This window comes from Mesorhizobium sp. M0276 (assembly GCF_040321755.1).
In the GTDB taxonomy this organism is placed as follows: domain Bacteria; phylum Pseudomonadota; class Alphaproteobacteria; order Rhizobiales; family Rhizobiaceae; genus Mesorhizobium.
Genome location: NZ_JAMYSC010000104.1, coordinates 1 through 12697, shown reverse-complemented (window position 1 = coordinate 12697; position 12697 = coordinate 1). Strand labels below are relative to the sequence as shown.

Annotated in this window: 5 protein-coding genes and 5 pseudogenes; 6 read left to right on the top strand and 4 right to left on the bottom strand. The window is 59.2% G+C overall.

Going from position 1 to position 12697, the window contains the following annotated elements; genetic code table 11:
- Window positions 1-239 precede the first annotated feature (239 nt).
- Window positions 240-548, top strand: a pseudogene (locus NKJ01_RS36610) (hypothetical protein); the annotation flags it as partial.
- A gap of 152 nt (window positions 549-700) precedes the next feature.
- Here NKJ01_RS36610 and virG read toward each other — a convergent pair.
- From virG to NKJ01_RS35080, 3 genes and pseudogenes are all read right to left on the bottom strand, one after another.
- Window positions 701-976 (bottom strand): annotated as a pseudogene (gene virG, locus NKJ01_RS35090) (two-component system response regulator VirG); the annotation flags it as partial.
- 216 nt (window positions 977-1192) lie between these two features.
- A pseudogene (locus NKJ01_RS35085) lies at window positions 1193-2218 on the bottom strand (IS110 family RNA-guided transposase).
- A gap of 163 nt (window positions 2219-2381) precedes the next feature.
- The gene (locus NKJ01_RS35080) at window positions 2382-3932 is read right to left on the bottom strand and encodes an ISL3 family transposase (protein WP_352735076.1); all 1551 of its coding nucleotides are present in this window, start codon (window positions 3930-3932) and stop codon (window positions 2382-2384) included.
- Between the two features lie 189 nt (window positions 3933-4121).
- On the opposite strand from NKJ01_RS35080, the gene NKJ01_RS35075 reads away from it, so the two are divergent.
- Window positions 4122-5150 carry an IS110 family RNA-guided transposase gene (locus NKJ01_RS35075; protein WP_352735075.1) on the top strand — a complete coding sequence of 343 codons (1029 nt, stop codon included), beginning with the start codon at window positions 4122-4124 and terminating at the stop codon, window positions 5148-5150.
- A 607-nt stretch (window positions 5151-5757) separates the two neighbouring features.
- Here the strand turns inward: NKJ01_RS35075 and NKJ01_RS35070 are convergent.
- A protein-coding gene (locus tag NKJ01_RS35070) for an IS630 family transposase (protein WP_502905955.1) occupies window positions 5758-6881 on the bottom strand; the annotation gives its coding sequence in 2 pieces (ribosomal slippage) (window positions 5758-6431 and window positions 6431-6881; 1125 coding nt in all).
- 33 nt (window positions 6882-6914) lie between these two features.
- Here NKJ01_RS35070 and NKJ01_RS35065 point away from each other — a divergent pair.
- From NKJ01_RS35065 to NKJ01_RS35050, 4 genes and pseudogenes are all read left to right on the top strand, one after another.
- Complete coding sequence (locus tag NKJ01_RS35065) at window positions 6915-7223, top strand: LexA family protein (RefSeq protein WP_352735073.1); 309 nt, start codon at window positions 6915-6917, stop codon at window positions 7221-7223.
- A 9-nt stretch (window positions 7224-7232) separates the two neighbouring features.
- Window positions 7233-7519: pseudogene (locus NKJ01_RS35060) on the top strand (DDE-type integrase/transposase/recombinase); the annotation flags it as partial.
- An 839-nt stretch (window positions 7520-8358) separates the two neighbouring features.
- Window positions 8359-8690 (top strand): annotated as a pseudogene (locus NKJ01_RS35055) (type IV secretory system conjugative DNA transfer family protein); the annotation flags it as partial.
- 684 nt (window positions 8691-9374) lie between these two features.
- Window positions 9375-11909: a two-component system VirA-like sensor kinase gene (locus NKJ01_RS35050; RefSeq protein ID WP_352735071.1), complete on the top strand. Its 2535-nt coding sequence runs from the start codon at window positions 9375-9377 to the stop codon at window positions 11907-11909.
- The last annotated feature ends 788 nt before the right edge of the window (window positions 11910-12697 follow it).

Sequence of the window (12697 nt, the reverse complement as noted above, 5' to 3'; positions counted from 1 at the left end):
CGGATCGGCTTCACGAGGGGTCGCTGGATGAAGATGCCAAGCGCTATAAGAACTCCGGTGGTGACCGGAGGATCAGTGCACTAGCGCATCTCCGGAAGTTCGCACCCGGGCGCGAAATTGCCCTTGCTGCTCGTCCGGAAGACGCAGTCGGCATGGAGGCTCGTGCCATTGGGGACGCCGCTGCGCAAACCGCGGCACAAGCTCATGGCCACGCAGGAGAGCAGGGACCCATCTCTCGAGCTCAACAAGTCGCGCCAGCGCCGTTTGAACGGCACTTGGGCAAGACGCGCGAGGCCCAGGACGGACTGACGAGTACACTTGACAGGAGCAACCTCGTGAACAGCGGGGGCGTCATCATAAACAATGAACATTACACAGCGCTGTTGAGACCGGCGAAGAGGCAGAGGACTGATAATCCGCAAAGCCGCGCCATGGGGCGGCAACTGAGCGAAGCAACCACGACGTCCATCAGCCAAGCCTCCGATCAAGCCCGAGCGGACCTAATGGCTTCCTTCAGAAGCAGGGAGCGCTCCGACGCGGGGCGTTGAGCTCCATGGCTGGGGTCAAGCAGAACAGCTCTCTTGACGACAGAGGCGCTGATGCGATCTCCGGACCGGTAGCTCTCGCCGTAATTGATCAGGCTGGTACTGTTGGAAGGCTTGATCAGCCTCGTCACCCCAATCTCCAGCATAGCTCACTGTCACGCGGCCAACGTGCCTCCGTAGCTAACATCTACGTCAGCGTTGAAGAAGTACCCTGCGCCACGGGATGTTTTGACCAGGCGAGGGTTGGCCGCATCAGCCTCCAGCTTTCGGCGCAAGCGCATGATTAGGACATCGATACTTCGATCGTACACCTCTTCTCCACGCACACGGCTCGCGAGCAAAAGCCGTTCTCTGGATAGCTCGTTGCGGGGGTTCTCCAGAAATGCGATCAAGAGATTGAACTCACATGCGGTAAGCTTGACTGTGAATCGGCCCTTTAATTGCGGGTGATTGTCAATCCGAGTTTCGCTCTGTCATCGCCGGGGTCATGGTCCTTTCCGAGGTCGAATGCCTCATGATGATGTTCGGGTTGGGCGCCTCAACGTGTGCAACGAAGTTCGAAGTCGACGTCAGCCGATTCAACCGTCCCGGCGGGGACATCACGGGTTTCGGAAGCGGACCCGCGATTGGGATCGAGCGCGGATCTGTCACGCCATCTTTTCGCCGCCCCACTCAAAGCTGGTGCCGTCAACCCAGAGGCTGTGGAGCAGAACCGCGATCTTGCGAGCAACCGCCACTTTCGCCTTTTTCATGCCGATCCGCTTCGACAGGCGAACGCCCCACGCCTTCAGCGTCGACCATTTCTTTGTCCGGTGCATGAGGACGCTGGCCGCTTCGTATAAATAGGTCCGCAACAGCCGATCTCCCCAGCGTGAGACACGGCCGTTGACATCTGTTTCCCCAGATTGTTTTCGCCGCGGTGTCAGACCAAGGTAGGCGCCGACGTCACTGGCCGAGGAAAAGCGCGAAGGATCATCGATCGTGTGGCGGTAGGTCAACGCCGTCACGACGCCGACGCCAGGAACCGTCATAAGCCGGCGCGTGGTGTCATCCTCACGAGCAAGGCGTCGTACCTGCCGCTCCACCTTTCCTGTTCCCTGCAGGCTGTTCATGGACGGTCAGAAGCGGCTCGATCACGGATCGAAGCTGATGCCCGTCGACAACCAACGCCTCGACCTTTCGCCGAAACTGCGCACCGATTGAGCGACTGAACTGCAGCCCGTACTCTTTCAGCATTGACCGGACTTGGTTCTCGAGACCGCGGCGGATGGCGATAAGTCGCGATCGCGCCACCAGGAGGGATCGGGTTGCCTGGCTCTCCGTGCTTTTGACCTTGACCTCCCGATACCAGCCGACGCGAACAGCTCGGCCAGGCCGCGGGCATCGTTCTCATCACTTTTGTTCATTCGAACTGAAAGTGCCGCCTTCGCATGCCGAGCATCAATGCAGACAACCGGTAATCCGACCCGTTTAAGCTCATGCCAGAGCCAGCTGGACATTGCGCCGGTCTCGAATCCGATGCGCTCGGCGTGCGGTGCGCGTTTGCGGAGCAACTCGGTCAGTGCTCCCGGATAGGACTTCACTTTCCCTTAGAAGACAGACCTTCCAGCATTATCGACGACGCAAACACTGGTCTCTCGCTGCGACACATCTAATCCGACATATTGCTTCACTGCGGCCTCCTTCATCTCAATGGTCGGCGGCTTTTGCCGTCAGCCAAGTCTTCGTTCAAAGGCGCGACGGCAGCAATTACGTCATCGTGTGCAAAATTGACCCTATAAGCCGGGGAATCGGCGTCCAATTTTGGGTCTGACGCACTCTCGATGATATTTTCTTTCAGGCAGCACCGATCAAACGTGCTTGGAGAAGGTCAAGCTTTCCGCGGCCGTACATCTGCCGTTTTACAAGCTTGAGCTTGGTGATCTGTCCTACCGTCTGCCCGTTGGACCATGGCTCGGTGATCGCGGCGCGGACGGCAGCACGGTCGCGAATGATGCCATTGGCGAAAGACGCAATGAGGCTTTTGCTGGCGTCGGCGATCCACGGCTCGAGCTCATCGGCAAGCTTCTTGCGGATCATGGAATGGAAACCAGCGATCAGATTGCGTGCTTCCACCAGCATGGGCACACCCGCCTCGATGGCGGCGATCATGACCGTGTCGGTTTTGTTCAGATGATCGCGCGCCGTCGTCATTAACCGTGCGATCGTTCTGGCTGATGGCACCTTGTGGAGTTGCTGATCGGATGCCTGTTCGGCGCGTCGTCGTCGCCTTGCCCATTCGCTGACGACACCCAGACGTCCCCGAAAGCCCTTTGTCTTCAGCCGCCGCCAGAGCTCGCTTGCATTGTGGCAGCCCGATATCCATTGCCCATCCAGGAACGGCAACCATGCCTCGAGCGAACTCTGCCGGACGCGGAAAATATCGGTTCGCTGGCCACGGATCACTTGGCGTACGAGTTTGCGACTGTGACCGGTGCGGCGCACGATCTCCTTGATGGGGATGCCTTCGCCGGCAAGTTTCATGATTGCCGCGTTTGTCTCCTCACGCCGCAGATAGCCTTCGTATTGCAGCTTCTCCACGTAGGTGAGCAAGTCGGGATTGATCGTCGTAGCGCCGATCGCAGTTCGGATTATCCGCATCGACTTGCGAACGGCGTCGAGGAAAGCCGCGCTCGCATTCTCCATGAGATGCCAGCGGTCGGCGACCTGAACCGCGTGCGGTAATGCCTTGGCGGTGGCTTCGCCGTAACCGCCGCCGCGGTCGCGCGAGACGGTTTCGATCTCAGGGTGATCGGCAAGCCAAGCCTCGACGGTGGCAACTTCACGGTCGGGCAACAACGTCACCATCCGGCGTCGCTCTAGATCACAGACGATCGTGCCGTAGCGATGGTTACGGCGATAGGCCCAGTCATCGATGCCGACAATCTTGATAGGATCTGTTCGTAAACAGGCCCGTCGCCGCACCACCCGCAGCAGCGTGTCATTGCTGACCGGAACCATCAGCCGCTTTGCAAAACTAGCCGCCGGCCGGCCGCCGAGCGCCAGTCCATGAACGATACACCCCAATCGCGAGGTCCGGCGCGATCGCTCGGTGACAACACTGTCGTCAAAGCGCTCGGCGAAGATTCGTCGTCGGCACAACGTTGCATCGCAGACGAAGCGCCGCGCGACGAGGCGGAGCTCTACCTTCGTCCCGCTACAGGGAAGATCGGACACGCGTCGAACATAGCGGCTGTGGACCCGGCTCGACACTCTGCGGCAAAGAGGGCAAGGCCGCGCCGGCGTCCCTGACCGCGCGGTAATGACGATCACTCCTTCGTTCTCAGCGATGGCCTCGACGCCCAATCCCGCCGGGATCAAGGACGACAAACGCAAATTTCTCACCATGGTGCTGATTCCCCTCAGAAAACAGCACCACGCCGCCATGCAAAATCATCAAATGTGAGTCAGACCCAAAATTGGACGCCGATCGGGGGTCAGTTTTGGAAACGATGACGTAATTGCTGCCGTCGCTCCTTTGAACGAAGATTCGGCTGACGGCAAAAGCCGCCGACCATTGAGATCGAGGAGGCCGCAGTGAAGCAATATGTCGGATTGGATGTGTCGCAGCGAGAGACCAGTGTTTGCGTCGTCGATGATGCTGGAAGATCTGTCTTCCAAGGAAAAGTGAAGTCCGATCCGGGAGCACTGACCGAGTTACTCCGCAAACGTGCGCCTCAAGCCGAGCGCATCGGATTTGAGACCGGCGCCATGTCCAGCTGGCTATGGCACGAGCTGAAAAGGGTCGGGTTGCCGGTCGTCTGCCTTGATGCTCGGCATGCAAAGGCAGCGCTTTCAGTGCGAATGAACAAGAGTGATGAGAATGATGCCCGCGGCCTGGCCGAACTGGTTCGCGTCGGCTGGTATCGGGAAGTGAAGGTCAAGAGCGCAGAGAGTCAGGCCACCCGGTCCATGCTCGTCGCCCGGTCGAGACTTGTCGAGATCCGTCGCGATCTCGAAAATCAGACACGGTCCATGCTGAAGGAATATGGGCTGCAGTTCAGTCGATCGATTGGGTCACAGTTCCGGCGAAAGGTTTGGGAACTGGTTGCTGACGGCCATCCGCTTCGCCCTTTGGTTCAGGCGCTTCTGTCTGTCCATGAGCAGGCCTGCTGTGAACAGGAGAAGCTTGATCGGCAGGTCCGGCATCTCGCTCGTGAAGACGAAACCACACGCCGGCTAATGACAGTCCCCGGCATCGGCGTGGTGACCGCGCTCACCTTCCGCCACACGATCGACGACCCTTCGCGCTTTCGCTCGGCCGCCAACGTGGGAGCCTATCTCGGCCTGACTCCGCGACGAAAGCAGTCCGGCGAAACGGATATCAATGGCCGCGTCTCACGTTGGGGCGATCGACTGTTGCGAACCTACCTGTACGAGGCGGCCAGTGTGCTCCTGCACCGGACGAAGAAATGGTCCACGCTGAAAGCCTGGGGTATGCGTCTGTCGAGGCGGATCGGCTTGAAGAAGGCAAAGGTGGCGGTCGCAAGGAAGATCGCGGTTCTGCTTCATTGCATTTGGGTTGACGGCACAAGCTTCGAGTGGGGCTGCGAAAAGATGGCATAGCAGATCCGAACTCGACCCAATTCGCGGGCCCGTTTCCGGAACCCGTGATGTCCCCGCCGGGACGGTGGTTGCGGCGACCTCGGTCAAACGGCTGACAGCAGTTCATCTGCATCTCGTTGGAAACGTTGAGGCGTCCGACCCGAACATCATCATGAGGCACTCGACCTCGGAAAGGACCATGACCCCGGCGATGGCAGTGCGAGATCCGGATTGACAACTACCATTTCGTCGCCGTCAGCCGCGTGCCCAGGAAGGACGACAGCCTCCATATCAAGAATGCGAGATGATCATCGTATTCAGCGGCAGCGTGCCGGCGAAATTGGGTTTTCGGCAGGCCAAATAGCGCGATGCAGAAGGATGGTGAGGATTTCGCGTCCGCCACTGCGATGCATAGAGCCACCCTTCGGAACCGACCAGCGCAACAAAGCTCGTTATGCGGCGCGTAGGTTCGTAGACGCTTATCCAGTATCGAGATAACAAGGCCGCTGCGCAGGAACGAACTCTGAGAGCGCACCCTGCGAGAGGTTGCGCTTGCTGACGCGGCTGTTGAAGAAGCAGGGGCTCGCGCCGAAGCGCATGATCACCGACTAGTACCTCTGCACAGAGGTTATGACTCTTTGGAAGTCGGCTTGGGATAGGCTTTGGCCATCTTAAGGCGTGCGTTTTCGGTAGAGAACATCCAGTTGATGCGTTCGCCACTGGTGTTTCGTAGGTGCTCCCAGGCAGCGGTCTCTGCGACGAGGCGATCATAGCTGTCGATGCGACGATCGAGGCACTGACGGCGCAGAACGCCGATTTCGATCTCGACCATGTTGAGCCAGCTGGCGTGTTTGGGCGTGTAGTGGAATTCCAGCCGTCGAAGGACGCGTCGCGCCTCTGAAGCAGGCAGAGCCTGGTAGAGCGCAGCGGCCGAGTGGGTTGACAGATTGTCGAGCACCACCCTGACGCGTTCGGCCTGCGGGTAATGGATATCGACGAGGTCGCGCATGCAATGGGCAAAGTCTTCCGCTGCGCGCCGCTCGGTGACCTTGACTTTGCGCCAGGAGCGGTGTGCGTCGAGGAAGACGAACAGGTTGGCGGTGCCGTTGCGCTTGTACTCGCAATCGTACCGCTCAAGCCGGCCCGGTTCGGCCGGGATCGGCTGACGCACCTCGCCGATGAGTTGGGTCGGGCTTTCGTCGAAGCACACCACCGGTCGCTCCGGGTCCGGTGCCTCGGCATAGAGGTCGAGCACGTCCTCCATGCGCGCGACATACTCGGCGTCGACCTTGGGGATGCACCCATGTCCTTGCGCCAGTGCTTGAGATCGTTGTCTGCCAAGCGCCGGCGCACGGTCTCGCGCGACAGTTCCTGGTGATCGGTCAGCTTGACGAACTCACCGGCCAGCAGCTCCAGGGTCCAGCGGGCGCGGCCCGGTGGCGGACTGGAACAGGCGGTGGCCACCAGCAGGGCTTCTTCCTTGCCCGTCAGCTTGCGTTGCGCGCCTGCGCGTGGCTCTTCGCTGAGCGCCGCCTCCAGACCCATCTCCACGAAGCGGCGCTTGGTGCGATAGACAGTGGAGCCGCCGACCACCACCGTCGCGGCAATGGCCTCGTCACCCAAGCCGGCGTCGACGGCGAGCAGGATCTGCGCCCGCTTGAGCTTGCGAGCCGACTGCTTGCCGCCTGCCAGCATCGCTGTGAGTTCGTCGCGTTCGGGTTGGTCGAGATCGACACGATAGCGTAGATTCATCCGGAAGGCCTCCTCGGTTGCCAAGGGTTCCGGATGAATCGAAAATTGAATCAATTACTTGGCGGGCAAACGCCTGCGGGTCCCAGCTTCACCGAAAAACAGGGCCAGTACCTCGCCTTCATCTGGGCTTATATGCAGATCAACCGCCAGCCGCCGGCCGAACGCGACATGCGACGCTATTTCGGCGTCACCCCGCCGTCCGTCCACCAGATGGTGCTAACCCTCGAACGCACCGGCCTGATCCGCAGGCAACCAGGTATCGCCCGCAGCATCCAACTGCTCGTCGAGCCAAATGCAATACCGCCACTACAGCCAACACAATCAGTCATATCCTCTGTGTAGAGGTACTAGCTGCGCTCGTATGGAGCGGCAAAGCGACAGGTGATGCCGGACGTCGAGCACCGGTCGCACAAGGGGTTGAACAACGGAGCGGAGAATTCCCATGTGCCGCCGCGAAAACGGGAGCGGATGATGCAGGGGCCCGATCGCCGGGAGGCCTGCAACGCTTCGTCTCGACCTTGTCAGCCCTCCGCAACCTCTTCGTCCCACCCCGCCCCAAACGTTCTGCTCTCGCCATACATGTTCATCGCTTGCAAGCCATCGCCGAATCGAAGGCCGTGACTGGAACGCCCGCATGAATTCTGCAGCAGCAGCCCTCGGCCGGCCAATTTCAGACAACGTGACAAGCCCGGCCAACAAGCCTGTGTCGTCAAATCGCCAAACCGACGCAAATTGTCGGACAGGGGAGGCCGCTGAGCCTCATCCGCTTCGATGAGAGCGGCGTCGGCGGGTTCTGTCGCAAACTTTTCGGAAAGGTCATTTGCCGCAAAAAATCGCTTGCGGCATCGCGACGAGCACTGAAGTCGATCAGCATCCGCAAGAGCCAGTATGTCAGCAACCGGGCTCGAACACATCTCAACCGGTGAAAAGGTTCTCGAAGTCCGCGAAGCCCCCGCGGCGGCCATCATCATGTACGCGCTGCGGCACCTCGAAACCGCTTCCCTTGGCGCCGGACCAATCGTGTTGAATCAAGGGCTTGAGCAAGCCTGGTCCCAGGAGGCGGTTTCAGGTGCATGGGGCAGTACTATTCACAAGAGGGTGCGAACGGGGCATAGCGTGCGCACTCGAAGGCGTCAGCGGGAGCGTCAGCTACATAGTCGATAACACGCGCTTTTTACCTCGGTCTCGGCTCGCAACGATGGATTGCTAACGGCGAACTCATGCTGGTCGGCAAGGCGATAGTGGCTGGAGCATCAACTCGGCCGACGAGAGTGGCCACACCATCCTAGACAGGATCGGCCGATAGGCCCGGCATCGCCGCTCTGCAAAAAGCACAGCGGGCATCCAGACGTTGCCGGGTTGACTATGGGTGTCCGAACCGCGAAAAGAGGCCGCTCTTTATGAGTGGCGTGCGCCGGCAGTCTAACCCCAAGCCCCCCGCCCGGGCTGCCGGCGCGCTTCTAGGAACATCGAGGTAGATGACGAGACTCCGAACTACATTTCCAAAGCTATCGGTGGATTCACATTTCAAGCCCAATCGATTTCCTACAGCCAGGCGCGAACGTTCGATTGGAACGTTCAGAATTCACATCAAGGTGCACCGCTGTTGCGTCCCGAACAGGTGCGGCTGCTCAATGACGAGTACGAAATCGTTCTCGTCAAAGTCTGCCACCATTAAAATTGAGGAAGGTGCGATATTTTTCGGATCGCATTCTGAAACGCATCTTTGAAAGCCAGACAGGCGCCCTCCCGGAGCCGACGCCCTTGACGAAAGCAGACGGGGGGCTCTCCACAGAATCAACTCGATGAGCCGCTGCGTGGATTGGCGCAGGACTTTGACGATACAGTTTGATGTGAGGCTAGTATGAACCCGCGAAATAGTAATCCATCCCGTGTAACAGCTTTGTCGCAGGTGCAGGACGCCGGCTTGGAAGACGGGCAAGCGGTCCAGGCCCGGCGAGTGGGCTTTGAGCAGCACGTGTCCGAGGCGCTCCGGCCGCTGTTCGATGGTCGAGCTGACGAGCCGCCTACCGGTCCAGAGGAGCTTCTGCGACTGGAACAGGGGTTTCGCGAGGTGCTTCAGCGAGGGCAGGATCATCAAGCCGCCTCGTCTTTTTTCAGCGATCCAAGGATGCCCGCTGGACGGGATGACCCCAAGGGAAGCGTGTCGGACGCTTTCGCAGCAGCCCGCTCTAGGCACGCCGGAGTTGAGGCCGCCGCCCCGCCAGTGTTAGCTGCCAGCCAACAGCAGATCCGGCCCTCGCCAGTTGCGTTTGACCGACCGGTATCATCCTCGGCTGCTGCAGGCGTGCGCTTGTATGCCCCTTCGATGATCTCTCGGAACACCAGTTCCGAAAACTGCGATCAGTTGCCCGCCTTGTGCTGCCGCCTCGCCGTCGAGGTCGAAACGCCCGCGAATCAATGGAAGGTCAGCGGGCCATGGGGGCAGAGTGCAACGGTGTCTACACCGCCTATTTGAGGGGAGAGGTACACTTGGCTTTCCTGTTCCAGCAGCATCCGGCCGCACACCGACGCGATGGGGAGCTAGAATTCAAATCGGACCTTCGCAAGGCACGCACCGCGGATCAAACGCCGTTCGTTTGGGAAAAATGGCTCAGTACCGACAAAGCTTCTGTAATGGCCCTAGTGGCCTCGGTTGCGCTCTTGGTCGCGATACAGTGGCAAGACCCCCAGATCAACGAGGCGGTCCTAAGCGAACTGCGGACGATTCAGATCAACTACGCATTGCTCCAGCGAGACGTCGCCCGCGCCGACATGGTATTGGACTTCCGTTCCGTTGCTTCTACCGGGCAAGCATTAAAAAGGAACCTTCAAAACTACCAACGCCTTGTTGAGATTTCGCCCAATGAGAGCTCCGGGGTGCACTCCAGGTTGCTTGCACAGCTCAAAAAGTCCCTCGAAAACACAGAAGCTGCCATCTTGGCCTCGGCCGCGCAAAATGAGCTTCTGCAAAGCTCTCTCGTACGCTTTGCTCGCTCGGCTAATCGCCTTCGGGGGGGAGTGTCGAACAGGCCTGAATTTTCCAATCTGATCCTTCAATTTTCGGCCAGACCGGGATTCAGCCTCGCATTACAAATCGATCAGTCTCTCCGCCGACTTCCTCCTAGCCAGGACCAAGTCACGGAGGATGTTGCCCGCGAGGGCCGCGCTATCCTGTCCTCAATGTTGAGGTTGGACCGCGCTGTCAATCGGATCCCATCCTTCGACACGTTCGCCAAGGCTGCCGAATTGGAGCGAGAACATCTGAAAGCCTACAGCTTCGCCAGCGCGCAAGCGCAGCGTACACGACTTTTCTTTGGCTTGGTGTCCATATGCCTCTGCTTGTTTGCGACCATTCGAGCCTCCACGCTGCATGTGCGGACGAACCGGTTGGAAAGGCGGTTAGAGCTTGAAGCGGCGATGAGTGAGATCGAAGCTTGTTTCATCGACAGTCAAGCAACGAAGGCTTCGCGGCGCTTCTCCACCGAAGCAGCGCTTAGACTCATTCAATGCGTTTTCGATGCGGATCAATGCGCGCTTGCTCTGGTGGATCCGAGTATCAGCAGGAATACCGAGTACTTTGTCGCGAACAAGCGCATGCGCGTCTGGAACGCCACGCTAATCCATGAAGTCGTCTCACTTGTACGCCCGGAACAGCCAGTGTTTCGCGTCGTTCCGGCGTCGGAAGTGGTTCGGACTGCCGTAGGCACTACCGGTGTTTGTCAAATTGTTGGTTGCAGGGCCTCCGATCAGCAGGCTGCGGTTTGTATCCTTGTTTTTGAAGGAGATCGCTCACCACCCTCCACAGACGACCTCCTGGTTCTGGCGAGCGCTACTGTGCGTTTAGGCAACCATCTTGAAATGCAACGTGTACACACGGAACGTAACCTTTTTGAGAGTCGATGGGAGCATGCGGAAAGGCTGACGGCTGTCGGCACAATCGCAAGCGGCGTTACACATGAATTCAATAATGTTCTAGGAGCAATAGTCGGCTACGCAGAGATGGCTAAAGGTCTTGTGCGCCGCCCCTCGAGAATTCGGGGCCACATCGGCCAAATTATCTTGGCCAGCAACCGAGCCAAACTGATTATTGATCAAATTTTGTCACTGAGCCGAAATCGGAAGCGCGTGACGATGCCTTTCGACGTCTCGGAGAGTGTAATGGATCTCGCGCCATTGCTGCGGGTTACACTTCGTGCGGATGTTCAGTTGAACTTCAAGATCAACGAGTGGCAAACGGTGATCGAGGGCAGCCCGACCGAGATACAGCAGATCCTTATGAATCTATGCAAGAACGCGTCGGAGGCTCTCTTGAATGAGGGCCGTGTCGAGATTAGCGTTTCTCGCGCTCACGTCTGTCAAACGAAGCCCGCGGCTAAGGGCACCTTGAAACCGGGAGATTACGTTCTCCTCTCCATCAGCGACGATGGCCAAGGAATCGCAAGTTCGGTGCTTCCGCATATCTTTGAGCCCTTTTTTACCACGCGCTCTCGCGTCGGCGGGACCGGACTGGGTCTTGCTGCAGTGGACCGCCATGTGAGCGCGCTCGCAGGATGCCTTGACGTCACCTCGGCTGTTGGCCGAGGTACACGCTTCGATCTCTACTTACCGGCCTGCGCTGAGGAGCAGGTCAGAGCTGATAGCGCTTTCGGCCCATGCGATGGATCACTTGGCAACGGAGAAATCATTGCAGTCGTTGACCCCGATCCAGCAGCGTTGGAGATCTACAAGGATAAGATCGCCGCGCTGGGTTATAAGCCGGTCGGCTTCGCGACCTTCGAGAGTCTTTGCGACTGGATCGAGAGCGGGAAGGCAGCCGACCTCCTAATTTTGGATAAAGCGACTTTCCTCGGGCCAGGACAGCCCGAAGCCGTACGTACCACCCTGATGACGGTGCCCATCATCGTCGTTGGTGGAAGCGACCCCATGCCGATCACATCTGGTAATCAGACCTTCGTCCTTTGGCTAGCCAAACCGGTCTCGTCCAGGACGATGGAGCATGCAATTCGTAGGATGATAATGGCATGATGCCGCCGACGCGCTCAGGATACCGAGCTACCGAGGCAGTCGGAGGCGGAGCCGGCTGGGATCCAGCAAATACAAGAGCGTCGGACGATCTCTGCGCACCCGGCTCATGGCGAGTTCCCCTCGAACACTGTCGTCGGCTTCCGCCCAAGGAAGGGCGCCCCGACCACGGCAAACCTGCCGCCGTGCTCGTGACCGTCAAGGACAAGTCGCCGCGCGATGGGGTCTGCGGGCCTCCATCCTTGACAAGTCACTGCGCGCTGGCGGCGACAGGCGACGGGTAATATAAGGTCGGGACGAGGAGATGGTCGCCAATCGGTCACGCAAGATGGTTGACGAAATGACTCGAGAGCAAAGCTTGACAATCATCGCCCCATTCACGCCAGACTTCTCCTGTGCGTTCATCATCGGCTACGGCTCCTCGCTGCCCCGACAAGGCTATCGCCGCCCGGCCGGGCAAATATCCCAGGTTCCGACGTGTTCCTTTCATGCTAGATGGACCTAGGCCCCGGCAGGGCGGGAGCATGAGGCTGGGTTCTCGGTCGCGGATCTGTGAGGCAAGCACCGGGTAAGCGACGGCTCGACCCACCATTGGGAAGGCCGGCTTCGGCACGGAGGTGCGGCCTCGGCGTTGAGAGGCATCGGATCGGGTGTAGCAGGACTTTCGAACTAACTGCCGACAACACACTGGATAGGCTGTTCTCGTCGGATAGTGTGCTGAAGGTTCTGCAAAAAGTTTTGGAGAGAGAACGGCGCTTGCTCTGAGGGGCGAGCGGCCATGGCACGGTGGT